The 23,413-nt window shown below is 71.5% G+C and carries 21 protein-coding genes; 11 read left to right on the top strand and 10 right to left on the bottom strand.

The window, feature by feature from the left end; translation table 11 throughout:
• Nucleotides 1-150: 150 nt before the first annotated feature.
• A complete protein-coding gene (locus ACWDAK_RS26635) occupies nucleotides 151-2,217 on the bottom strand; it encodes an N-acetylmuramoyl-L-alanine amidase (protein ID WP_427394974.1) in 2,067 nt (688 codons plus the stop codon).
• Nucleotides 2,218-2,614: 397 nt separating this feature from the next.
• Here ACWDAK_RS26635 and ACWDAK_RS26640 point away from each other — a divergent pair, with 397 nt between their 5' ends.
• The 4 genes from ACWDAK_RS26640 (at nucleotide 2,615) to ACWDAK_RS26655 (ending at nucleotide 5,371) form a co-directional block, all read left to right on the top strand.
• The gene (locus ACWDAK_RS26640) at nucleotides 2,615-3,118 is read left to right on the top strand and encodes an LURP-one-related/scramblase family protein (protein ID WP_427394973.1); all 504 of its coding nucleotides are present in this window, start codon (nucleotides 2,615-2,617) and stop codon (nucleotides 3,116-3,118) included.
• Between the two features lie 278 nt (nucleotides 3,119-3,396).
• Nucleotides 3,397-4,257 (top strand): polysaccharide deacetylase family protein, encoded by an 861-nt coding sequence (locus tag ACWDAK_RS26645; RefSeq protein ID WP_427394972.1) that lies wholly within the window; start codon nucleotides 3,397-3,399, stop codon nucleotides 4,255-4,257.
• A 120-nt stretch (nucleotides 4,258-4,377) separates the two neighbouring features.
• Nucleotides 4,378-4,821, top strand: a complete 444-nt coding sequence (locus ACWDAK_RS26650) for a large conductance mechanosensitive channel protein MscL (RefSeq protein WP_427394971.1) — start codon at nucleotides 4,378-4,380, stop codon at nucleotides 4,819-4,821.
• A gap of 208 nt (nucleotides 4,822-5,029) precedes the next feature.
• Nucleotides 5,030-5,371 carry a hypothetical protein gene (locus tag ACWDAK_RS26655; RefSeq protein ID WP_344634712.1) on the top strand — a complete coding sequence of 114 codons (342 nt, stop codon included), beginning with the start codon at nucleotides 5,030-5,032 and terminating at the stop codon, nucleotides 5,369-5,371.
• A 72-nt stretch (nucleotides 5,372-5,443) separates the two neighbouring features.
• On the opposite strand, the gene ACWDAK_RS26660 is transcribed toward ACWDAK_RS26655, so the two are convergent.
• Nucleotides 5,444-6,436, bottom strand: a complete 993-nt coding sequence (locus ACWDAK_RS26660) for a GlxA family transcriptional regulator (protein WP_427394970.1) — start codon at nucleotides 6,434-6,436, stop codon at nucleotides 5,444-5,446.
• A 52-nt stretch (nucleotides 6,437-6,488) separates the two neighbouring features.
• Between ACWDAK_RS26660 and ACWDAK_RS26665 the strand changes: the two genes are divergently transcribed.
• The gene (locus ACWDAK_RS26665; protein WP_344634714.1) at nucleotides 6,489-6,902 is read left to right on the top strand and encodes a cupin domain-containing protein; all 414 of its coding nucleotides are present in this window, start codon (nucleotides 6,489-6,491) and stop codon (nucleotides 6,900-6,902) included.
• A gap of 128 nt (nucleotides 6,903-7,030) precedes the next feature.
• Here the strand turns inward: ACWDAK_RS26665 and ACWDAK_RS26670 are convergent, their stop codons facing one another.
• The 3 genes from ACWDAK_RS26670 to ACWDAK_RS26680 form a co-directional block, all read right to left on the bottom strand.
• The gene (locus ACWDAK_RS26670) at nucleotides 7,031-7,471 is read right to left on the bottom strand and encodes a MarR family winged helix-turn-helix transcriptional regulator (RefSeq protein WP_344634715.1); all 441 of its coding nucleotides are present in this window, start codon (nucleotides 7,469-7,471) and stop codon (nucleotides 7,031-7,033) included.
• Nucleotides 7,472-7,589: 118 nt separating this feature from the next.
• Nucleotides 7,590-8,009: a DUF3037 domain-containing protein gene (locus ACWDAK_RS26675; RefSeq protein WP_344634716.1), complete on the bottom strand. Its 420-nt coding sequence runs from the start codon at nucleotides 8,007-8,009 to the stop codon at nucleotides 7,590-7,592.
• Nucleotides 8,003-8,779 carry a HipA family kinase gene (locus ACWDAK_RS26680; protein ID WP_344634717.1) on the bottom strand — a complete coding sequence of 259 codons (777 nt, stop codon included), beginning with the start codon at nucleotides 8,777-8,779 and terminating at the stop codon, nucleotides 8,003-8,005. The genes ACWDAK_RS26675 and ACWDAK_RS26680 overlap by 7 nt, the downstream gene beginning before the upstream one ends.
• A gap of 240 nt (nucleotides 8,780-9,019) precedes the next feature.
• On the opposite strand from ACWDAK_RS26680, the gene ACWDAK_RS26685 reads away from it, so the two are divergent.
• Nucleotides 9,020-10,378: an NAD(P)/FAD-dependent oxidoreductase gene (locus ACWDAK_RS26685; RefSeq protein WP_344634718.1), complete on the top strand. Its 1,359-nt coding sequence runs from the start codon at nucleotides 9,020-9,022 to the stop codon at nucleotides 10,376-10,378.
• Between the two features lie 157 nt (nucleotides 10,379-10,535).
• Nucleotides 10,536-11,984 carry a glycoside hydrolase family 47 protein gene (locus ACWDAK_RS26690; protein WP_344634719.1) on the top strand — a complete coding sequence of 483 codons (1,449 nt, stop codon included), beginning with the start codon at nucleotides 10,536-10,538 and terminating at the stop codon, nucleotides 11,982-11,984.
• Between the two features lie 10 nt (nucleotides 11,985-11,994).
• Here the strand turns inward: ACWDAK_RS26690 and ACWDAK_RS26695 are convergent, their stop codons facing one another.
• Both ACWDAK_RS26695 and ACWDAK_RS26700 read right to left on the bottom strand, forming a co-directional pair.
• Nucleotides 11,995-13,164: a GDSL-type esterase/lipase family protein gene (locus ACWDAK_RS26695; protein WP_344634720.1), complete on the bottom strand. Its 1,170-nt coding sequence runs from the start codon at nucleotides 13,162-13,164 to the stop codon at nucleotides 11,995-11,997.
• Between the two features lie 238 nt (nucleotides 13,165-13,402).
• Nucleotides 13,403-14,740, bottom strand: coding sequence for an aminotransferase class I/II-fold pyridoxal phosphate-dependent enzyme (locus tag ACWDAK_RS26700; protein WP_344634721.1), 1,338 nt, complete (start codon nucleotides 14,738-14,740; stop codon nucleotides 13,403-13,405).
• A 36-nt stretch (nucleotides 14,741-14,776) separates the two neighbouring features.
• Between ACWDAK_RS26700 and ACWDAK_RS26705 the strand changes: the two genes are divergently transcribed.
• From ACWDAK_RS26705 to ACWDAK_RS26720, 4 genes are all read left to right on the top strand, one after another.
• Nucleotides 14,777-15,496, top strand: a complete 720-nt coding sequence (locus tag ACWDAK_RS26705) for a pyridoxamine 5'-phosphate oxidase family protein (protein WP_344634722.1) — start codon at nucleotides 14,777-14,779, stop codon at nucleotides 15,494-15,496.
• Between the two features lie 162 nt (nucleotides 15,497-15,658).
• Nucleotides 15,659-17,071: a sugar porter family MFS transporter gene (locus ACWDAK_RS26710; RefSeq protein ID WP_344634757.1), complete on the top strand. Its 1,413-nt coding sequence runs from the start codon at nucleotides 15,659-15,661 to the stop codon at nucleotides 17,069-17,071.
• Nucleotides 17,072-17,221: 150 nt separating this feature from the next.
• Nucleotides 17,222-17,914, top strand: a complete 693-nt coding sequence (locus ACWDAK_RS26715; RefSeq protein ID WP_344634723.1) for a dienelactone hydrolase family protein — start codon at nucleotides 17,222-17,224, stop codon at nucleotides 17,912-17,914.
• Between the two features lie 428 nt (nucleotides 17,915-18,342).
• Nucleotides 18,343-18,849 (top strand): HAD domain-containing protein, encoded by a 507-nt coding sequence (locus ACWDAK_RS26720; RefSeq protein ID WP_344634724.1) that lies wholly within the window; start codon nucleotides 18,343-18,345, stop codon nucleotides 18,847-18,849.
• A gap of 233 nt (nucleotides 18,850-19,082) precedes the next feature.
• Here the strand turns inward: ACWDAK_RS26720 and ACWDAK_RS26725 are convergent, their stop codons facing one another.
• The 3 genes from ACWDAK_RS26725 to ACWDAK_RS26735 form a co-directional block, all read right to left on the bottom strand.
• Nucleotides 19,083-20,522, bottom strand: coding sequence for a S28 family serine protease (locus ACWDAK_RS26725; RefSeq protein WP_344634725.1), 1,440 nt, complete (start codon nucleotides 20,520-20,522; stop codon nucleotides 19,083-19,085).
• Nucleotides 20,523-20,673: 151 nt separating this feature from the next.
• Nucleotides 20,674-21,468: a CPBP family intramembrane glutamic endopeptidase gene (locus tag ACWDAK_RS26730; protein WP_344634726.1), complete on the bottom strand. Its 795-nt coding sequence runs from the start codon at nucleotides 21,466-21,468 to the stop codon at nucleotides 20,674-20,676.
• Between the two features lie 246 nt (nucleotides 21,469-21,714).
• Nucleotides 21,715-23,214 (bottom strand): glutamate-cysteine ligase family protein, encoded by a 1,500-nt coding sequence (locus tag ACWDAK_RS26735; RefSeq protein WP_344634727.1) that lies wholly within the window; start codon nucleotides 23,212-23,214, stop codon nucleotides 21,715-21,717.
• Nucleotides 23,215-23,413: the final 199 nt, after the last annotated feature.

Here is a 23,413-nt window from a genome sequence, read left to right on the forward strand (position 1 = left end):
GCCCGCCAACAGAACGATCAGCGGTGCGGCTGGATCCCGTTCGGCACCAACACCGATTGCCGCTCCGGCCCGGGCGCCCGGAGGTGGGCGGTCAGCGCAGAGTCCCCGCGACCATCCGGCCGCGGGGACCCTCACTGATCTGACGTAGCGTCAGGACTTCGTGCTCTGGCCGGTGTTGCCGCCGACCGTGACGGCCGTGCCGACCTGGACGTCGGAGGCCTTCAGGTAGGCGATCCGGTGGTTGTAGCGGATCGGGTAGTAGGTGTCGTTGCCCACCACCAGAGTCCAGTCGTTCGGTGCGCTGTTGTCGATGGTGTGCGAGTAGAAGAAGTCCGACTGCACCGGTGCGTCACTGCCGGCGACGTAGGACTGACCCGCCGGCACGGTGGCGGTCAGCGGCACCACGGACTGCGGGGCGATCCCCGGGTACGGCGTGTACGCGGCGGCCTCGGGGTAGTTGCGACCGTACACCGGGATCGAGGCCAGGCCCGGCTTGGCGGTCAGCACGGTCCGGCCCGGCCGGTTGTCGGCACCGCCGGTCTGCCCGGACGGGTTGTAGAACCAGGCCTTCTGGCCGTCGTACCAGATGGCGGTCCAGTCGCCCTGGAGATCCGCGACGACGTAGCTGGTGCCGTACACGGCCTTGTCGTGCCAGTCGGAGGCCTGGGTGGTACCGGCGTTGATCAGCGGGGCGTTCGGGTCCGGCTGGGTACGCAGGTAGACGAAGTTCTCCGGCCGGTCGGCCGTTCCGGTCACCGGGGGCTGGTTGGTGGCGTCGAACGCGGGCGAGACGGTGACCACGCCGCCGACCGTGAGCGGACCGCCGAGGTTCGCGCAGACGGGGGCACCCAGCAGGTCCATGTAGTGCGACCAGTCCCAGAAGGTGCCCGGGTCCCAGTGCATACCGGCGACGTACGACTGGATCGGGCCGGGCACGTCGTCGTGGCCGATGATGTGCTCGCGGTCCAGCGGGATGTCATAGCGGGCGGCCAGGTAGCGCGTCAGGGCGGCTGAGGACTGGTAGAGCTGCTCCGAGTACCAGGTCGGGCGGTCGGTGGGGAGGGCGTATCCCTCGTGCTCGATCCCGATGCTGTGCATGTTGAGGGACTTGTTCCCGGCGTGCCAGGCGATGTCCTTGGTGTGCACCAGCTGGGTGACGTGCCCGTCCGAGGACCGGACGATGTAGTGCGCACTGTCCTGGTTGGCCGGGTTCTGGAAGAGCCCGATGGACGCGTCGAAGCCGCCCTCGGTGTCGTGGATGACGATGTACTGGATCTTGTCGCCGTCGTCCGGGCGGTTCGCCTTGCTGTAGTTGCCGAACGAGGTGAGGTCGCTCGGGTTGGTCAGCGCGTAGGCGGCCGGCTTGAAGTCGCAGTCGAGCCCGGAGGGGCACTCGGGGGTGGTGTCGTCCGCGGCCGGGGCCGCGGCGGCCCGCATCGCGGCGGCCGGGCGGTCCGCCTTGAGCGGGGCCGGGCGGTCCGCCTTGAGCGAGGGGGTCGCGGCGAGGACGACCGACTGGCCGTCGGCGGTGTGCCGGGAGACGCCCGTGCGGATCGTGCCGAACACGCGGTCGGCGAAGGCGTCGACGCTCGCCGCGTCGCCGGCCTGGCTGAACCTGGCCACCGCCTGGTACCAGGCGCCGGGGTCGGCGGAGGCCGGCTTCCCGGCCTCCTTCTGGTACTTCGCCAGCAGGGCCGCGCCGCCGCGTACGCTCTGGGCCGCATCCCGCTTGAGGTCCTCGGCCGGGCGGTGGATCAGCTTGGCGGCCGCGTCCAGGGTGTGCAGTGCCGGACCGTCCTGGACCTTGGGTCGCGCCGTCGCACCCTTGGCCGGCTTCGGCTCCGCGCCGTCACCCCGGCCGTCGGTCTCGGGGCCCGGGCCCTTGGCGAGCGCGGCGTTGACGGCGGCCGCGTCGACCTCGGTCAGGCCCATCACGTTGTAGTTGCCGGTGGTGCTGGGCGCGCCCTGGTGGGAGTCCCAGCGGGTCTGCTGGTACGAGACGGCCAGCAGCACGCCGACCGGAACGTGGAACTCGGCGGCCGCGGAGTCGAACTGGCGCTGCAGTGTGTCCTCGGCCGGCGTGGCGCCGAATGCCGGGACGGCGCCGGCGGTCATACCCGTGACCAGCGCCAGGCCGGTCGCGGAGGCGGCGACGGCGGTGGTGAGGCGCGGCAGGCCCCGCGTGGCTCGGTGGGCGTGCCGAATTGGGGATATCAACGGAGTCCGCTGTCCCTTTCATGATGGAATCGGTGAGAACCGCCCTCATCGCCGGACCTGGACCGCCCGGGTGAGCAGGGCGGCCGAGCCCGGGTCCGACCAGGGCGGTGCAGACGTTAACACCTGATCAGCCGTCAGCGCTCATCGCTTTGTGGTTGAACGGCACGTCAGGCACCGTGCGGGCAGCACGGATCCCACTCCGCCACAGCCGGGCCGGCCCGGGTGCGGGGCCGGCCTCCGCTCCGGCCGTCGTGCCGCCTCCGGGCCGGCATCGGCCTGCCGATGGCCCGCCAATGGCCCGGTCCGTCGCCGCTCCATCGCCGACCCGTCTCGGGCCCCCGTTACGCTCTGGGCGACACCACGCCGCCGAGCGGCGGCGACACTGACGGGGGTTTGGATGCGCTACCTCATACGCGACCGCATGTTCGCCTTCCACGAAGAGGCGTGGATCGAGACCGAGCACCGGGAGAAGCTCTACAAGGTCAACCGGCGGTTCCTGCGACTGCGCACCACCTTCGACTTCGTGGACACCCACGGGGAGAAGGTGGCGAGCATCACCAAGAAGGCCTTCACCCTGCACCACACCATCCTGGTCAAGCAGGACGGCGCGGTGGTCGCCCGGATCAGCAAGCGGGCCTTCCGGATCTTCAGCGACCGGTTCAAGGTCCGGCTGCGGGACGGCCGGCGGCTGCGGATAGTCGGCAACCTGTGGGACCACGAGTTCGACATCCAGCACCGTGGCACCACCCTGGCGCGCATCTCCCGGCGCTGGTTCACCATCCGGGACGCCTATGCCGTCGATGTGCTGAGCCCCGAGGACAGCACCCTGCTGGTCGTCCTGGCGGTGTGCGTGGACCACATCATCCAGGACCGCAAGGGGGAGCAGCTCACCAACCTCTGACGCCGGTGGCGGCTCCTTGACCGACACCCCCAGACCCGGCTCGCTGCCTCCGGAGCCCCACCGGTATCGCGCCGTTTCCCCTGTTCAACCGGCCTTTGGCAAGAGAGGTCAAAGACCTGTCCAAGAGATCGGAGCGCCGGAACCGGCTCGGACCGGTCCACGTCCGTTGAGGCGGGGAGCGGCGGATCGACCGTGGCACGAGGCCATCGCGGCCCCGGCACACCGAGGCCGGACGGGGTCACCCGTCCCGGCGAACCATCTGGAGGAGGGGCGTCACCATGGCGGAGCAGCGCGCGGAGCAGCCGGGCGATCAAAGCGGGCTGTCCCGGCGACGGCTGATCAGGCTGACGGCTGCCGGCGCGGCGGCCCTCGGGGCGGGCGGCGCGCTGACCGCCTGCAGCAGTTCGTCCGGCAACGTCGCCTCGGCGCCGCCACCGCCGTCGGACAGCCCCTCCGACGGCTTCTCCCCGGCCGCTGCGACCGAGCCCCCGAACGTCTCCAACCTGCCGAACCCCTCGTCCTCGCCGGTGCCGGTACGCACCAAACCGGTCTTCAAGGTGCACGACCTGCTGCCGAGCGCTCCGTCGAACGCGGTCGCGCTGACCCTCGACGACGGTCCGAGCCGGATGTACACCCCGGAGGTCCTGCAGCTGCTGCGCAAGTACGACGTCCGGGCGACGTTCTCGGTGGTCGGCATCGAGGCCCACGCCGACAAGGACCTCATCCGACGGATCGCCGCGGACGGTCACACCATCGCCAACCACACGATGACCCATCCCCAGCCGTTCTCCCGGCGCAGCGCGGCTCAGATCCAGCAGCAGATCGCCGACACCCAGTCCGTCATCGTGGACGCCGGGGCTCCCGAGCCGAAGCTCTTCCGCTCCCCCGGTGGCGACTGGTCCGCCGACGTGTTCGCTGCGGTCGCCAAGTACGGGATGACGCCGATCGACTGGGACGTGGACCCGAAGGACTGGGCCCGCCCCGGCACCAAGACGATCACCGAGAAGTTGCTGGCCGCCAAGCCGGGCGACATACTGCTCTGCCACGACGGCGGCGGCAACCGCTCGCAGACCGTCGACGCGCTGCGCACCGTACTGCCCGCCCTCAAGGCCAAGGGCTACACCTTCGTCACCCTCTGACGGTCCACCGTCCGTCCCCCGGTCGGCGCCGCTCTGGTTGCGGACCGGGGCCGGATCGGCTCGCCTGGTTCTGGGTGCCCATGGCCTCCGGGCAACCGGCGGAGCGGACGAGGAGCGGCAATGCTCAAGGGTTTCAAGAGCTTCCTGATGCGCGGTGACGTCGTCGTCGTGTCGGTGGGGCTGATCGTCGCGCTGGCGTTCAGCACCCTGATCAAGGCGTTCACGGACAGCGTCATCAACCCGCTCATCACCCGGGCCCAGGGCGGCCATTCGACCGCGCTGGGCTGGCAGTTGGGCGCGCCCAGGAACAAGGCGACCTACGTCGACATCGGCGCGTTCATCTCCGCCGTGATCTACTTCGTCATCTTCATGGCAGTGGTCTACTTCCTGATCGTCATCCCGTACCGGGCCTTCCAGCGCCACCGGGGAATCACCGTCTTCGGTGCACCCGTACCGGCCAAGACCTGTCCCGCCTGTCTCGCCGACGACATCCCGGCGGCCGCCTCCAAGTGCCGCTACTGCCGTACCGAGCAGCCCCCGGCGTCCAACCGGACCACCTCCTGACGCCGGCGGGCACCTGTCCGGGGGCGCTGCGCCGAGCGGCGGACACGTCCGGCGGCGGGAACCGCGGCCACTTCCGACGCGAAATCGTCCGATTACCGACTCTTCGCTCACGACCGGCATGCCGTAGGTTCGGGCCGCCGACAACATCCGGCCCCACCGAAGGCTCCAACTCGCCCGGGGTGAACCGAAGATGAGGTATCGCATGCCCATGTCTCGACGTAGTGCGGCCGCAAGGGTGCTGGCCGCGGCCGGGCTCACACTGTCCCTGTTCGGAGTGGGCGCCTCGCCGGCCGCCGCACAGGCCAGGCCACACTCCCTGGACAACGCCTGGGCCTGTTCGCTCCCGAACGGATACACCTACGACCAGGTGCAGAGCCTGATCGGCGCCTGCGGCGCGTCCGGCTTCGCCATCCGCTACCACCTGCGGGTTCCGGCCGACGGACTGTGGGCGTGCGAGGTGCCGCCGGGGTTCACCTACGACCAGGCCCAGCGCCTCATCGGCATCTGCAGCACGTTCGGTTTCGCCTACCGCTACCACCTGCGCGGCTGACCGGCGGCGGCTCCGCCTCCACCCGCCCCGGGGCGGAGCCTCCTGCCGCCTGCCGTGGGAGCACCGGACGGCTCACCCGGCCCCCGCACCGTACCGGCGCCGGTACGCCAGGGGCGTGAGCCCGGTGCCGCGACGCATCACCACCCGCAGATTGGCGGCGGTACCGAGCCCGCTGCGCCGCGCCACCGTCTCCAGGCGCGACTCGCCCCGCTCGATCAGGCGGCAGGCCAGGGTGAGCCGCTCCCCCGTCAGCCACGCCAGCGGTGTGGTGCCCAGTTGCGCGCGGAAGCGGCGGTGCAGCGTCGCCGGACTGACCGAGGCACGTGCCGCCAGTTCGGCCACGGTGAGCGGTGAGTCCAGCCGCTCCTGGGCCCAGGCCAGTAGCGGGGCCAGGGACTCGTCCGGCAGGTCGGGCGCCGGGCGTTCCACGAACTGCCGCTGCCCGCCGTCCCGGTGGGCGGCGAACACCAGCCGCCGGCTCACCGAGTTGGCGACCTCCGCGCCGTGGTCCCGGCGGACGATGTGCAGCCCGAGGTCGAGGGCGGCCGCGCTCCCCGCGGCGGTGAGGATGTCGCCGTCGTCCACGAACAGGACGTCCGCCTCCAGCCGGACGGCCGGGAAGCGGGCCCGGAAGGCATCCGCCCACTGCCAGTGCGCGGCGGCCCTGCGCCCGTCCAGAACCCCGGCCTCGGCCAGCGTGAAAGCACCGCTGCAGAAACCGACCAGGCGCGCGCCGCGCTGATGCGCCCGCCGCACGGCATCGAGCACGGCCGGCCGGCGCGACACCTCGACATCGGGGCGGTTGGGGACGATCAGGGTGTCCGCGGAGTCGGCCGCGGCGAGGTCGGCGACCCCGGTGAGGGTGAAGAAGCCGTCCCGCATCCGCGTGCGCGGCTCGGCCGAGCAGAGCCGGAAGTCGTAGAGCTCGCGGCCGAGTTCGGGCCTGCGCAGGCCGAACACCTCGGTCGCGCAGCCGAGTTCGAAGGGGTTCGAGTTCTCGTCCACGATCACGACGACCCGGTGCGGGCCCGGCGCGCGGAGCCCGTGCGAGGATCCTTTCGACATGTGCGATTCCTAGCACTCACACCAGCCGCGCGGGGCGGGCCAGGATTCCCCCATGAGCGACGAACCCATCGACCGCAAGGAACCCATCGACCTCGGCAGGGCCCTGGCCTCCTTCGACGCCCTGTGGAGCCCCCGCATCGTCACCCGTGTCAACGACTACGACGTCCGCGTCGCCAAGGTTCGAGGCGAACACCTCTGGCACGTCCACGAGGACACCGACGAATTCTTCCTGGTGCTCGACGGGGAGTTGGACATCGCTCTGCGCGAGCCCGCCGGCGAGCGCACGGTCCGGCTTCCCCGGGGCGCGGTCTTCACCGTCCCCCGGGGTACGGAGCACAGGCCGTCCGCTCCCGGCGGCGCCGCGATCCTGCTCTTCGAGCCCACCGGGACACCGACGGTCGGCGACCGGCACGACGAGATCCCCGATCACGTCGACGCGACGACCGGACACCCGCTCGGCTCCTGAGGGGCGATCAGGCGCACCCGGCCACCGCCCGCGCCACACCGAGGGACGGCCACGACGGGCCCGGGAGCGACGGGAGTTGCGGGGGCAGCACCCGGGCCGCTGCCCCCGCCAAACCGGCGGACCGCCCGTTACTGACCGGAGAGCAGCGGGAGCACCTGGCGGCAGAGCGCGTCCAGGGCGACCCGCTGCTCGTCGTCCAGGCTGGCGAAGGCGGCGCGGGCGCGGCTCATGTCCTCGCGGATCTGGCCCAGCACCTCGCGCCCCTGCTCGGTGATCGCGACGATCTTCACCCGCCGGTCGGCGACCGCCGCCTCGCGCTGCGCCAGCCCCAGCGCCTCCAGCCGGTCCACGATCCCGGTGACGTTGGAGGCGTCACAGCCGAGCCGGCCGGCCAGCGCCCGCATCGGCACCGGCTCCTGCACCGACTTCAGCGCCTTGGCCTGCGAGGAGTTGAGGCCGTGGCGCGCGGCGGCGGCCGCGAAGTCCTGGAAGTAGGCGGTGCCTACGGCAGCCACCACCTCCATCAGGTCGGCGGTGGTCGGTACGGTGCTGGTCGCTGTGGAGCCCATGGTGGTCAGGGTACGCACACTTGCTTCAGTTACTCCAGCTTTGACCAGCATAAGCGACTCTCCGTAATCAAACCGTTCCCTGGCGCATCCGGTCGGGCCCCCGTCAGGGCGATCGCCCTCAGAGCACCAGCTGCTCGAACAGCCGCCGCAGCTCCGCCTCCGGATCCGCGGTCAACCCGGTGTGCACCGGCCCCGGCTGGACGATCGCACTGCGTGGCGCGGTCAGCCACCGGAACCGCTGCCCGGGGTTGTCCTCCGCGGCCGGACCGGCCTTCGGTCCGCCCTCGCAGACGGCCTCGATGCCACGCAGCGCCCGCCGGACCCCGGCCACGTCCGCGACCGGGTCCAGCGCGAGCAGCCGCCCCTGGTCGAGGTGGGTGCGGGCGCCCAGGTGCGCGGTGTGACGGCAGTAGAGCAGCACGCCGATGTTGACGCACTCGCCGCGCTCCACCCGCGGCACGGCGCGGATCACCGCGTACTCGTAGTCGTGCAGCTCCACGCCCACGCCCCGCTCCCTGTCACTCGTCCCGTTCAGCATGATCCGGCCTCCTCCGCGCCGGGCAGGGTCGGCAGCCAGCCCCGCGGTCCGGCCAGCCGGGCGGTCAACCGCTCCTGGTAGGCGTCCCGGACGGCCTGGGCGTCGGCGAAACCGGGCTCGTCCGTCAGCCACTCCTCCGGGATCGACGCGACGGCCGCCGGCAGCGCCTTCTCGGCGAGTGCCGCCAGTTCCTCGTCGACGGCCTTCAGGTCCCCGGCGGAGCGCAGCAGGGCGTGGTCCGAGGCGTCGTACGGCTTGCCGGGCCAGGCGGCCGAGCCCGCCCAGTGGTGCTGGAAGATCAGGCTGGCGCCGTGGTCGATGAGCCGCAGGCCGCCGGTGGCCATCAGCAGGTTGGGGTTGCGCCAGGAGCGGTCCACATTGCCGATCAGGGCGTCGAACCAGAGCACCCGCGCGGCCAGGTCCGGGTCCACCTCGAAGCAGAGCGGGTCGAAGTTGAGCGCGCCGCTGACGAAGGCCATTCCGAGGTTGACGCCGCCGCTGGCGCGCATCTGGTCCTGGATCTGCGGCTCGGGCTCGCTGCGGGCCAGCACCGGGTCCAGGTCGATCCGTACCAGCTCGGGCACCGGCAACCCGAGGCGCCGGCCCAGTTCGCCGGCCAGTACCTCGGCGATCAGCGCCTTCCGTCCCTGGGCCGCGCCGGACCACTTGAGCACGTAGAGCCGATGGTCATCGGCCTCGACCAGGCCCGGCATCGAGCCGCCTTCTCGCAGTGGCGTCACATAGCGGACCGCCGTCACCTCGGAGAGCATCCCGCCAGCCTACCGACCCGTCAGCCGTCCTCCGCCCGCCGCCGGGCCCCGCACCGCGGCCGCGGCGGTTTCCCGCACGTACGGGGTCCTGCGCGAGCCCGGGTGGCCCCTCGCCGCCCCACGACGCTTCCCTCTGCCGGGCCCTCTGCGGTGGCAGGCACCAAACGACCGTGCGACCGTGGCGAACAGTTGTCAGAGTTGTCCTGATACCGCTCGGACCCGGCAGGCAGGGGATGGACGATGGAGCGACCTCGGATCCTGATAGTCGGCGGCGGTTTCGCCGGTCTTGAGTGCGCACGCCGCCTGGAACACAAGCTGGCGGCCTCGGAGGCGGAGATCTCCCTGGTCACGCCGTTCAGCTACCAGCTCTACCTGCCACTGCTGCCGCACGTTGCAGCCGGGGTGCTCACCCCCCAGTCGGTCGCCGTCTCGCTGCGCCGGAGCCTGCACCGCACCCACATCATCCCCGGCGGCGTGATCGGGGTGGACCCGGCCGCCAAGGTGTGCGTGATCCGGAAGATCACCGACGAGGTGATCGCGCTCAGGTACAACTACCTGGTCCTGGCGCCCGGCAGCATCACCCGGTCCTTCGACATCCCCGGACTGACGGCCTACGCGCGCGGGATGAAGACCCTCGCCGAGGCCGCCTACATCCGCGACCACGTGATCGCCCAGCTCGACCTCGCCTCGACCACCCTGGACCAGCGCGAACGGGAGTCCCGGCTGCAGTTCGTGGTGGTCGGCGGCGGCTACGCGGGCACCGAGACGGCCGCCTGCCTCCAGCGTCTGACCACCGCCGCGACCAGGCGCTACCCCCGGCTGGATCCTGCGATGATCAAGTGGCATCTGATCGACATCGCCCCGAAACTGATGCCCGAGCTGGGCGACAAGCTGGGCAACACCGCACTTCAGATCCTGCGGGCACGCGGGATCGAGGTCTCGCTCGGCGTCTCGGTGGCCGAAGTCGGCGCGGAGACGGTGAAGTTCACCGACGGACGGGTGCTGCCCTGTCGCACCCTGATCTGGACCGCCGGGGTCGCCGCCAGCCCGCTGATCGGGACCCTGGACGCCGACACGGTACGAGGCCGGATCGCGGTCACCGCCGAGATGCGGGTGCCGCAGTTCGACTCCGTGTTCGCGCTCGGTGACGCCGCCGCCGTGCCGGACCTGTCCAAGGGCGACGGCGCGGTCTGTCCTCCCACCGCCCAGCACTCCGCCCGCCAGGGCCGCCGGGTGGCCGACAACCTGGTCGCCGCGCTGCACAACGAGCCGCTGCAGCCCTACTACCACAAGGACCTCGGCCTGGTGGTCGACCTCGGTGGCAAGGACGCGGTCTCCAAGCCGATCGGTGTCGAACTCAAGGGCGTACCGGCCCAGTTGGTGGCCCGCGGCTACCACATCATGGCGATGCGCACCAACGTGGCCAAGTTCCGGGTCGGCGCCAACTGGTTGCTGAACGCCACCGCGGGCGACGACTTCGTCCGGACCGGCTTCCTGGCCCGCCAACCCGCCCGGCTGCGCGACTTCGAGTACACCGACGCGTACCTGTCCAGGGAGCAGGTCCGTCAGCACGCCCAGTCGCTGCTGGCCAAGGGCTGACCACCAGCCGGCACCGCCCGAGGACAGCCATCCGTACGAGTGAAACCGGCGCACCGGCCTGACACCGACGCTCCCGCGCTGACCTGCGCGGGAGCGCCGACACGCGGACGGAGTGCCTGGGCGGCCGCGGCCTGCCGGGCCACTAGCGTCCTGCGGCATGCGATCTGCCCCGTTGCCCCGCCGCCGCACCGTGCTCGGCGCCGCCGCCATGGCCACCACGAGCGCCGCTCTCCCCCACCCCGCCCGCGCGGCCGCCGCGACCGGAGCGGACCGGGTGCCCGCAGCCCACGCCGCCGCCGGTCTGCCGTCCGACGCCGCGGTCGCCCGGCAGATCCGCGCCGAGTACCTGCACAGCTGGGAGGGCTACAAGTTGGCGGCCTGGGGCTACGACGAGGTCCGGCCACTCTCCGGCGGACGGAACGACTTCTTCGCCCGGGGGCACACCTTCGGCCTGTCCATCGTCGAGGCGCTGGACACCCTGTGGCTGATGGAGCAGGACCAGGAGGTGGAACTGGCCGCCGACTGGATCGAGGCGCACTTCGACCCGGCCGTCGACGCCGAAGTGCAGGTCTTCGAGGCGGTGATCCGGCTCGTCGGCGGCCTGCTGGCGGGCCATCTGTGCACCGGGCGGCCCGCTCTGCTGGCGCGCTGCCGGGAGCTGGCCGACCGACTGCTGCCCGCCTTCACCCGCTCCCCCTCCCAACTCCCCTACCGCTACGTCAATCTGCGCACCGGAGCGGTCTCCGGCTCGGTCAGCCCGCTGGCCGAGGTCGGCACCAACCTGGTGGAGTTCGGCATGCTGAGCCGGCTCACCGGCGACGACCGCTACTGGAGCGCGGCCAAGAAGGCCGCCCGCGCGGTGGTCGCCCGGCGCTCCTCGCTGGGCCTCCTCGGCACCGCACTGGACGTCGAGTCGGGCCGCTGGACGGACACCCACGCGATCGAGCCGAACCCACCGGTGGACTCCTTCTACGAGTACCTCTGGGCCGGCGGCGAGCTCTTCGACGACGCCGAGCTGCGCGGCTGGTACCGGGTGCTGACCAACGCCGTGCTCAAGTACCAGGCAGACCGGAGGGACGGCCGACTCTGGTTCCGCCAGGTGGACTTCAGCACGGGCAAGACCACCGGCCACGACCAGTCCGAGCTCGCCTCGTTCTATGCCGGCCTCCTCGGCAAGGGCGGCGACCTGGACGCCGGCCAGGCCTACTACCGCTCCTGGACCGCCCTGCTGGACCAGTACGGGCTGCTGCCCGAGCAGGTGGACTACGCCGCCGGCCAGGTCCGCAGTGGCCGCAACGACCTGCGGCCCGAGTACGCCAACTCCGCCTTCGACCTCTGGCGGCTGACCGGCGCGGACGAGTACCGGCAGACCGCCTACCGCTACTTCCGGGCGGTACGGACCGAACAGCGGGTGTCGGGCGGCTACACGGTCGCCGAGGACGTCACCGCCTCGCCGGTGCGCCTCGGCGACCTGACGCCCGGGTACTGGTTCGCGGAGAACCTCAAGTACCTCTATCTGATGTTCGCGGCGGCGCCGCGCTTCGACTACCGCACCGGCCTGCTGTCGACCGAGGGGAAGCTGGTACGCGGCGCCGTTCGCTCCTGAACCCCTGCCGTTACCTGGCGGTCAGGTACATCCCGGAGGCGTCCTGCCCCGGGGTGTTGTCGCAGGCGAAGTCGCCGCTCGGCCGCGCGTAGAGCAGGGCGAGGCAGCGGCCCAGGGCGAGCTGGCCGTAGTAGTTCGGGTGCATCGACTCCTGGGTGGCTCCCTGCGGGGTGCTCAGTCCGGCGTCCACGAAGCGGGCCCACTCGCTGGTGGTCGCGGAGGGCGGGTTGTCCGGCGTGGCCAGGCTGTCGGACTTCGAGCAGACCTCCCGGCCCTGCAGGGTGTCGCGCAGGTCCAGGAACTGCACGCCCTTGCTCGCGGCGACCTGGGCCAGCGCATCGGAGACCTGGCCGGTCATCGAGTCCCTGGCCCAATCGGCGTCGGTGTCCCAGAACGGGCAGCCGCCGGTGTTCGCCCGGGTCCAGCCGCTCTCGGGGTAGCGCATCTCGCTGCTGCGCGGGATCGGCGACGGGTACGACTGCAGCACCAGCCGGTAGTCGCCGTCGGCGTAGCCGGCCGCCCGCATCACGGCCCGGATCTCGTCGATCGACTTGCCCACGCCCGCCATCGCGTCCGGCATCGCCGAGTCGACGGCGGCCTGCTCGTCGTCGCGGCAGGAGGAGCCCCAGATCATGTAGTCCGCCGCGCAGGACGTGATCACGTCGGCGAAGCCGAGGTCGTTGCCGCCGATCGAGAGGGTGATCAGCTTGACGTTGTTCTTGGCGGCGACGGCGGCCAGCTGGTCGGCCTGCGGCGCCTCGCCCAGATGCGACTGGCCGCCGTCGGCCGCTCGGAAGACGTTCGCGGTGGTGGCGCCGGAGCAGGCGAGGTTGATCTGGTTCTGGGCGATCCGCGCGGTGCGGATCTCGGCGCTGTCGGAGCGGTCGCAGCCGCTCGCGAAGGTGCTGCCGTAGACCCGGGTGGCGTCGTAGCCGCTGCCGGTCCAGGCCCGATCGGTGCCGTCCCGGCTGCCGCCGGTGCTGTCGCTGCTGCCCCGCCAGCGACCGGCTTCGCCGGAGATGTAACTGTCCCCCATCGAGACACTCACGGTGGGGCCGGTGGCAGCCTCGGCCGGGGTGGCCAGGCCCAGCAGCGGCACGGCGAGGGCCGCTGCGGACAGCACGGTGGCCAGTCGTCTGGTGGTGCGGGAACGTTCGGTCGTACAGAGAGAGTTGGGCACGGCGGAACTCCTGCGGAAGGCCTCCCGTACGTGGGGACGGGAGGCGCTGACGTGAGGGTGTACCGCCGGCCGGGGGCGCCCAAAATGTGGCATGCCCACGGTTGTTACCGCTAGGTATCTGAAGCGACTTTCTTCTGACTGTCAGACATACATACCTATCGGACAGCAAACTCCGATGATCGGACGTCTTGTTGACGCATTGTCAGTCCAATTGGAGACGGCTCACGTCGCAGCCGACTCAGGTCGACCGCGACCGCCCGCCCGACGAGTGCAGGACGCCCGCCAGGTCGGCTGCCAGCCTCGGCGCCCGAGCCTCCTCCAGGCCCGCGATGGTGATCCGGATCCCGGGCGGGGACTGCATCCGGAACCGCGCGCCGGGCGCGACCACCCAACCCGACTGCACCAGAGCCGCGACCACCCCGGGCTCATCCGGCACCGGCACCCAGACATTGAGCCCGCTCGCACCGTGCGCCTCGATCCCGTGCGCCGCCAACGCGGCCAGCAGCGCCTCGCGGCGGGCCCGGTACACCGCGGCCACCGTCCCGGCCGGCGCGGCATCGGCGCGCCACAGCTCGGCCACGGTGCGCTGGAGCAGCAGGCTGACCCAGCCCGCGTCCAGCCGCTGGCGCCCCAGCACCAGGTCGATCGTCTCCGGATCGCCGATGGCCAGCGCGATCCGCAGATCGGGGCCGTACGCCTTGCTGGCCGAACGCACCACGGCCCAGTGGGCGGCGGTGCCGCCGACCAGCGGCCGATAGGGCAGGTCGACCATGCCGTGGCCGTGGTCGTCCTCGATCAGCAGCGCGCCCGGGTACCCGGCCAGCACGGCCCGCAGGTCAGCGGCCCGCCGCTCGGTGAGTGCGGCCCCGGTCGGGTTCTGCGCCCGGACGGTGAGGATCACCGCCCGGGCGCCCGCGGCCAGCGCCGCGGCGAGCGAGTCGGGCAGCGGCCCCTCGTCATCCAGCCGTACGGACACGGGCCGCAGCCCGAGCGCGGGCAGCAGGTCGAGCAGGCTCCCCCAGCCCGGATCCTCAGTGGCGACCAGGTCACCGGGGCGCAGCCGACTGGTGAGAATGCGTTCGATCGCGTCCAGCGAGCCGGAACAGACGGCGAGTCGGCCGCCTGGGACGCCGTCGGCGCGGAACGCCGCGCCGGCCAGGTCGAGCAGCCCGGGGTCGGCGGTGGGATGGCCGTACAGGACGGGGTCGCGGTCGCCCTGGGCGGCCGCGACGGCGACCGCCGGCGCGAGGGCAGGGAGCAGCGCGGTGTCGGGGTTGCCGCTTGACAGGTCGGTGGCGCCGGGTGGGACGGGGATGTGGATCTGGTCGCGCGGGGTGGTGACGGGCCTGGGTCGGACCCGGCTGCCCTTGCGTCCGGCGGTCTCGATCACGCCCCGGTCGCGCAGCAGCCGGTAGGCGGCGGCGACGGTATTGGGGTTCACGCCCAGTTCGCCGGCCAGGTCGCGCAGTGGCGGCAGGGTGGCCCCCGGCGCCAACTCACCGGCGCCGACCGCGCGTTCGATGTCAGCCGCGATGTCACTGGCACGGCGACCTTTGATCCGATAGTCTCCTAGCACAAAAACAATTATGCACTAATACATAGGGGGATGTCCATGTCGGACAGCACGACCGCCGCCACGGCTACCACGCACGTGTCCGCCGCCACGGACGCCACGCAGTCGACTGACGCCGCGTACACCCGCAACGAGCGCACCACGCCGACCCGCTACCGCGACCGGGCCACCTGGGAGCGGGAGGCCATCCACGCGATCCTGGACAGCTCGTACCTCTGCCACCTGGGCTTCGTGGCGGACGGCGCCCCGGTGGTACTGCCGACCGTCTACGCCCGGGTCGGCGACCGGCTCTACGTGCACGGCTCGACGGGCAGCCGTCCGATGCGCGGCGCCGGGGCCGACGAGGGGCTCCCGGTCTGCGTCACGGTGACCCAGGTGGACGGCCTGGTGCTGACCAAGTCCGCGTTCAACCACTCGGTCAACTTCCGCTCGGTGGTGGCCCACGGCATCGCCCATCAGGTGACGGACCCCGAGGAGCTGGCGATCGCCCTGGACGCGCTGGTGGACCAGGTGGTGCCGGGCCGCTCGGGCGACGTCCGCCGGGCGAACGCCAAGGAGCTGGCCGCGACGGCTGTGGTACGCCTGGTCCTGGACGAGGTCTCGGCCAAGACCCGCGACGACGGCGCCAACGACGACGAGGCGGACCTGGACCTGCCGCACTGGTCCGGCGTCGTCCCGGTGCGCACGGCGTACGGCACCCCGGTGCCGCACTCCCCGGCCACCGGGCCGCTGCCCGGCTACCTGCGCGACCTCGGCTGACCGGCACGGCGCAGCGGCTGCCCGGCCCGGGGGTGACGGGGGTTCGGGCGGTTCACCCTGAGAGTCGCACAGCGCGCCGTCGGTGTGCCCGGCTGCTGAAATGAGCGGTGGAGCTGTTCCATCCGGCCGCGCGGGCGGACCGCCGAACCCCGGGAGCCCGTCCTGTCCAGTACCACTCCCACCCACCACAGCGACCAGGCCCATCTGGGCTACGTCGTCTTCATCTCGGCGGCGGCCGCGATGGGCGGATTCCTGTTCGGGTACGACAGCGCGGTCATCAACGGTGCGGTGACGGGCATCCAGAAGCACTTCAGGGTGGGCAACGGCGAGACCGCCTTCGTGGTGGCCGTCGCGCTGCTCGGCTCGGCGGTCGGCGCGGTGATCGCCGGCCGGCTGGCCGACCGTCTCGGCCGGGTCAGGACGATGCTGCTGGCCGCCTTCCTGTTCGCGGTCAGCGGGGTCGGCTCGATGTTCCCGCCCTCGATCGAACTGCTGGGCTTCTGGCGGGTGGTCGGCGGCATCGCGATCGGCATCGCCTCGGTCATCGCACCCACCTACATCGCCGAGGTCGCCCCGACCGCGTACCGGGGACGACTGGCCTCCTTCCAGCAGTTGGCCATCGTGCTCGGCATCACCGTTTCCCAACTGGCCAACTGGGCCCTGAACCAGGCCGCCGGCGGCGAGTCCACCGGGCACCTGGGCGGGATCCAGGCCTGGCAGTGGATGCTCGGTGTGGAGGCCATCCCGGCACTGGTGTACGGCTTGATGGCGCTGGCCATCCCCGAGTCCCCGCGCTATCTGATCGCCGACCGCCGGGAGGACAAGGCCCGCGCGGTGCTGCTGGAGGTGGAGGGCCCGGGCGTCGACCTGGACGCCCGGGTGGCGGAGATCCGCGCGGTCCTGGCATCCGTGCACAAGCCCCGGCCGAAGGACCTGACGGGCGGCCGGTTCGGCCTGCTGCCGATCGTCTGGGTCGGCATCGGCGCCTCGGTGTTCCAGCAGTTCGTCGGCATCAACGTGATCTTCTACTACTCGTCGTTCCTGTGGCAGTCGGTCGGCATCGACGAGAGCAACTCACTGCTGATCAGCCTCTCCACCTCGATCGTCAACGTGCTCGGCACCGTGATCGCGATGGCGCTGGTGGACCGGATCGGCCGCAAGCCGCTGGCGCTGGCCGGTTCGACGGGCATGGCGCTCTCGCTCGCCACCGCGGCCTGGGCCTTCTCCCACCGGGTCGGGAAGGGCTCCACCGCGACTCTCGAAAGCTCCTACGCCACAACGGCGTTGGCCGCCGCCCACGTCTTCGTGCTGTGCTTCGCCTTCTCCTGGGGCGTGGTGGTCTGGGTGCTGCTCGGCGAGATGTTCCCCAACCGGATCCGGGCGCTGGCCCTGTCGGTCGCCGCCTCGGCCCAGTGGCTCGCCAACTGGGCCATCACCGTGACCTTCCCGACCCTCTCCGACTGGAACCTGTCTGCGACGTACGTCATCTACGCCTGCTTCGCGCTGCTCTCCATCCCCTTCGTGGCCTACTGCATCAGGGAGACCAAGGGCCGTCCCCTGGAGGAGATGGGCTGACCCCGGGCCGGCCGGACGGCCCGCCGCTCACCCGATCGGCCCGGGCCGGGTACCTGGCCAAGCCCCACCCCTGCATTGCATCATGCTGCCCGGGCCCAACCAGCGCCCGCTGCCCGCCGCTCACGCGGCCCACCCGACGGAGTCCAGGCCATGGGCGGTTCCCGCCAGAACGTCACCTTCCCCAGCAACGGGCGGACGGCACACGGGTATCTCGCCCTGCCACCCCGGGGAGTCGGGCCCGGACTGGTGGTGGTCCAGGAGTGGTGGGGGCTGACCTCCCAACTGGCCGATACCGTGGACCGGTTCGCCGCCGAAGGCTTCGTCGCCCTGGCCCCGGACCTGTACGGTGGCGAGACCACCCACGACAAGGACGAGGCCGCCCGGCTGCTGCGGCAGCTGCCGGTCGAGCAGGCCGTCCGCGACCTGCGCGGCGCGGTGGACTTCCTGCTGGAGCACCCGCAGGCGGTCGGCGACTCGATCGGCGCGGTCGGCTTCTGCATGGGCGGCGGCTTCGCCCTGGTACTGGCCGCGCAGGAGGGCGACCGGATCGCGGCCGTGGTGCCGTTCTACGGCCTGCCGAAGGACCCGGACTACGACTACCGGGGCCTGACCGCCCATGTGCTCGGGCACTACGGCGAGCGGGACCGCTCGATCCCGGTGGCCGCCGTGGACGAGGCGGCGATCCGGATCGGCGAGGCCACCGACCGCCGGCCGGAGATCCACTTCTACCCTGCCGGCCACGCCTTCATGAACGAGGAGAACCTGCTGGGCACCTATGACGCCCTCCAGGCCCGGATCGCCTGGCAGCGCACGCTCAGCTTCCTCTGGGGCCACCTCGGATAGCGCCCGGGGCACCGGTCCCTCCGGAGCCGTCTCTGGTACTCCCGCGCGTCCGGGGCCTAGTCCCGCTGAAGCCGTCTCGGGAAGCACCCTCGGCCGGGGCACCGGCAATCCGACGAGTACCGCCGGACCGCGGCCCGCGCGCTCCGGAGCCGCCTCGGGCTCGTTCCGGCCCCTCCCGACCGGCCCATCCTGGCGCACGAACTCCGCGAGGGCCGGCGGGAGTTCACCGGGCACCGCTGACCGCAGGTCATGGTGCTGCGGTTCTCGGTCGTGCTGATCCTCACCACCGCGGTCGGGGGCGTGTGCGTCCCGGCCACGCGTCCCGCCCCGGAGGCGGCCACCGCCGGCTGATCGTCCGGCGTCGGAAACCGGGACCGGACCCCGTTCGTCCCCTTGGATGAGACTGTCGCCACTCCGGGGGGAGCCCAGTGTCCGAACCTCTGCTGTTCCTGGACGTGGACGGAGTGCTCAATCCCGTCTGCCCGTACCCCGACGCGGGCTTCGACACCCACGACCTGCTCGGCTACACCGTCCTGCTGTCCAGGACCCACGGCGAGTGGCTGCGCGAACTCGCCGGGAGCTACCAGCTCTGCTGGGCGACCACCTGGGAGGAGCAGGCCAACATCCACATCTCGCCACTGCTCGGCCTCCCCCGACTGCCGGTGGTGCGCTTCTCGGACTACGTCCCGCAGCCGGACGACCCGCGGGTGCCGCTGATGGACATCTTCCGGGCCTTCAAGTGGGCACCGCTGCTGCGCTTCGCGGACGGACGGCCGTTCGCCTGGGTGGACGACCTGATCCCGCGCCGGCTGGTCCGCAACTCCCTGCTGCGACGGGACCGGCTGCTGCTGCCCGTCGACCCGGGCCAGGGCCTCCAGCGCCACCACGTGGACCGGCTGCTGCGGCGCCCGCCGGCCGCCCGACGGTACCGCTGAGCCGTCCCGAACCCCCGCCGCCGTCCGCCTTGGAACGACGGCGTGGAACGATCCCCTCCGGAGTTCATCGCGGTCGGATTCGCTCCGACTCCGAGCTGATCGGAGCCGGAGCGAATCGGCTCCCCGGGGGGTCAAGCCCGGAGCCGCTCCCGGTCCGACGTGCTCCGCACCGGGATCACTCCGGATCAGAACTACTCCGCGCCGGAGGTGCTCCACCCCTGAAGTACTCCGCCTCAGAGCCGGTTGTGCTCCAATCGCAGGCACTCGGCGTCCAGCGGGCCGAACGCCGGCACCTGGTGCCCCCTAGCCAGGGAGGCCCCGGACGGCACCCCGGCCCACGCGAGCAGCTTCGCCGTCGCCGCCGCCGACTCGTCCGCCTTCAGCCCCGCGATCTTCGAACCGTGGTTGCCACCGGCCACCGTGTAGACGTAGCTGTCCCAGCTGCCCCGCCCGAGCTCGAACCGCTCGGCGCCCCAGGGATCGTTCTCCCCGTACACGAAGATGACCCGCCGCGCGAAGTGTCGCACCCAGTGGTCGATGTCGGGCATCGCCCACGGGTTGAAGCGCATCGGGATCGAGCGCGCCACATAGCTGCGCGGCGCGTACAGCTCCCTCGGGTCGTAGTGCAGCACACCCTTCAGGTACGAGACGTCGAAGTTCGGCGAGCCGAGTTCGGTGCCGGCCTGGTAGTAGTACGCGGTGAACCGGGCCAACGCGCCGTCGGAGTTCGCGGCCACGCCCGAGTGGGTGTCGAACCAGGCGTAGAGCTGGTCGTCGGTGGCGTTCACCGCCGGCACGGTGGCGCAGTCGGCCTCGGTGCCGTACTGCCAGAAGCCCCAGACCACGTCCAGCACCGAGGCCTCGAAGGCCCGGTCGGCGCTGCCCATCACCGTGAAGGTGTTGCCCTTGGCCGCGTTGTCGGCGGCGTAGCGCGGTTCCAGTGTGCCCCGCCGGACCAGCAGTTCGCGCTGCGCCACCCGCAGCGCCGCCCGGCACTCGGGGCTGCCGACCTGCCGGAAGAACTCGGTGTAGGCGTCGTCGTCGCGGTCGTCCACCTCGTTGGGCGCGACGTACGCGACCGTGCCGTCCACGTCGTCCGGGTAGAAGCGGCGGTGGTAGACGGAGGACATCCCGCCCTTGCTGGCCCCGGTGGAGATCCACTTCTGGCCGTAGATCCGCTTCAGGGCGGTGATGATCGCGTGCGCGTCGGCCGCGCCCTGCCGGATCCCGGCCTTGCTCCAGTCGGTGGGCACCGGACGGGACGGGGTGAAGTACCGGTACTCGATGGAGACCTGGTTGCCGTCGAGCAACCGGCTCGGCTCGGTGCGGGACGGCTCGGCGCCCAGGGTGTACCCGTTGGTGTAGAAGACGGTCGGCCGGTCCTCACCCCGGTGCAGCACGCTGAACCGCTGCTGGAAGGTACCGAGCCACGGTTTGAAGTGGTCGATCGGCTGGGTGTAGGTCAGCAGGAAGTAGCGGTAGCCGGGGACGGGCTTCTCCTCGGTGACGGTCACCGAGGGAATCGCGGCCAGCCGGTCCCGGATGTCGGCGTCGATTACCGTGGCGGCACCGACGGAGGTGCGGGTCTGAGCGGCGGCCGACACCACCGGCCCGAGGCCCAGTGCCGGTATGAGCAGGGCTGCGGGCAGCAGCCCGCGAAGCGGATTGCGCATCAACTCTCCATGCCTGGTGGGTCGTCGAAGGGATCACACGGTCCCGGTCGGGCCCCACCACGCTGGCGTGAGCATGGCGCATTGTCAACAACAGGTAAAGCAAAGGGCTCTCACGGCCGAACTCCCCCCTTCGGCCGCCCCCGACCGGGTGTCACGCCGTGGGCAGCCAGCTCACGTGCCCGGCCAGCAGCGCGTACCCGACGAAGGCGACGGTGTCGATCAGCGCGTGCGCCACCACCAGCGGCATCACCCGGCCCCAGCGCCGGTACAGCAGGCAGAAGACCACGCCCATCACCGTGTTGCCGATCAGCCCGCCGAGGCCCTGGTAGAGGTGGTAGGAGCCGCGCAGCACCGCACTGGCCGCGATCATCGCGGGCAGCCCCCAGTCGAGCCGGCCCAGCCGGCGCAGCAGGTACCCGACGACGATCACCTCCTCCAGGATGGCGTTCTGCCAGGCGGAGGCCACCAGCACGGGGATCCGCCACCAGACGTCCGGCAGCCCGGACGGCGCGACCGTCAGATTGGCCCCGACCGCCTGCGAACCGAGGTAGAGCAGCAGTCCGGAACCGCCGATCGCGGCGGCAACGGCCGCGCCACGTCCGAGGTCGCCGAGCTTGTGGCGGAGGTCGAAGCCCAGCTGCCGCAGCGAGCTTCCCTCGCGGACCAGCAGATAGCCGACCAGCGCGACCGGCATCAGCCCGCGCAGGACGTAGTACACCTGCCAGACCAGGTCGAGCCACGGCCGGCCGGGAGCGTGTGAACCGTTGAGCATCGCGACCTGGTGGCCGAGCGCGATCGGCTGGGTGAGCGACCCGAGGAAGCTGATCAACGCGCTGACCCCGCTGGCGCCGAGCGAGAGACCGAGCACGATCAGCAGCTCGACCACCAGCAGTCGGCGGGACGGCGCGGCGGTCCCGGGTTCGGGCTCGGTCGAAACGGTGGTCACCAGGGCTCTCCAGCACGCAGCTTCGACCCGACGACCGGTCCTGCCGCCGGGCCGATCATCCTCCCATACCAACCTCTGAACACCGGGCTGCTGGCCGGGGACGCTTCTCGGCCACGGTGAACGCACGACCGGCCGGGCGCCCCTTCATCCGACGCTCGCCTTCACCAGGGGCACCCCTTCGTCCAGGGCGCCGCTTCGTCCGGGGCTCACCGCCCGGCCCGCGCGCCCCGCGGCGCGGCGAACGCGCTACCCAACCGGCCAGGTGTGTACCGGCTCCCCCGCCCGCGAGTACTCCATGTACCGCCGCGTCATGGCCGCCAGCGCCGCCGCCCGGTCCATCCCGTACTGCTCGCGCAACCGGTGGACGGTGGCGCTCTGCCAGGCCGCCCCGTTCATCCGGCGCAGGCAGCGCTGCTCGATGATGCCGAGGTAGCGGTCCCGGTCGCCCGCCGCCACCCCCCACTCGGCCAGCCCTTGGTACGCCAGCGGGAGCAGCTCGCTCAGTACCAGTTCGGTGGCCGCGACCGGGACGGTACCGCGTGCCCCCCGCCCGCTCTTCGGCCACTGCAGGACGGCCTCGATACCGTGCCGGGCGGCGCCCAGGAAGTTCTCGTCCGCCTGGGCGAAGGCGAGCCTGGTCCAGATCGGCCTCGGCTGCTCGGCGAGCACCCGCACCAGGCCGTAGAAGAAGGCCGCGTTCGCCAGCGTGTCGGCGACCGTCGGACCGGCCGGCAGGCAGCGGTTCTCCACCCGCAGGTGCGGGACGCCGTCGGCGACGTCGTACACCGGCCGGTTCCAGCGGTAGATGGTGCCGTTGTGCAGGCGCATCTCGTTCAGCCTGGGGATGCCGCCGGAGGCCAGCACCTTGACCGGGTCCTCGTCGTAGCAGACCGGGAGCAGCGCCGGGAAGTACCGTTGGTTCTCGGCGAAGAGGTCCAGCGCGGAGTCGACCCAGCGCTCCCCGAACCAGGTGATCGGGCGCACGCCCTGCGCCTTGAGCTCGGCCGAACGGGTGTCGCAGGCCTGCTGGAAGAGCACCGGCCTGGTCTCGCGCCACAGCTCCCGGCCGAACAGGAACGGGGAGTTGGCCCCGAGGGCGACCTGCACGGCGGAGAAGGCCTGCGCGGCGTTCCAGACCGAGGCGAAGCGCTCGGGGGTGACCTGGAGGTGCAGCTGGAGCGAGGTGGCGGCGGCCTCGGCGACCATCGACACCGACTCGATCGACAGCTGCTCCACGCCCTGGATGTCGAGCGCGATGTCCTCGCCCCTGGCGGCCAGGATCTGGTCGCTGAGCAGGGTGTAGCGGTCGTTGTGCGACATGGCGTCCAGGCCGGTGTGGTCCAGGTCGAGGGTCGGCAGGATGCCGACCATCACGATCCGCGCCCCGACCTCCGCGGCCTTGCGGTCGGCGTACCGCAGGCAGGTGTCGAGCTCCTCGCGCAGGTCCTCCAGGACATGGCCGGTCAGCCGGTGCGGCGCGATGTTGACCTCGATGTTGAACTGGCCGAGCTCGGTCTGGAAGTCGCTGGAGGCGATCGAGCCGAGCACCTCCTCGTTGTACATCAGCGGCCTGCCCTGCTCGTCGGCCAGGTTGAGCTCGATCTCCAGGCCCATCATGGCCCTGGGGCGGTCGAAGCGCTCCTCCCGCAGCATCCGCTCCAGTGCGTCCATGCAGGACTGCAGCTTCCGGCGGTACAACTGCCGGTCGGCCAGCTCCGCCCGACTCGCCACGACCTTCTCGCCCATGGGTGCCCCTTCACCTTTGGTCGATCCTTCGGCCGATCGCTCCTGCATCATGCCCCGCCGGAAGATCGATAGCCGCTCACCCGAACAGGTTGACGATAGAGGGTTTCTGACATTGCGTCAGCCATCTCCCAGCTTGCCATGGGCCACGGAACGTGATATGAAGGTCACCCTGCGCACCTGTTCGAGTAGAATTCGCACT

Source organism: Kitasatospora sp. NPDC001175 (assembly GCF_053598215.1).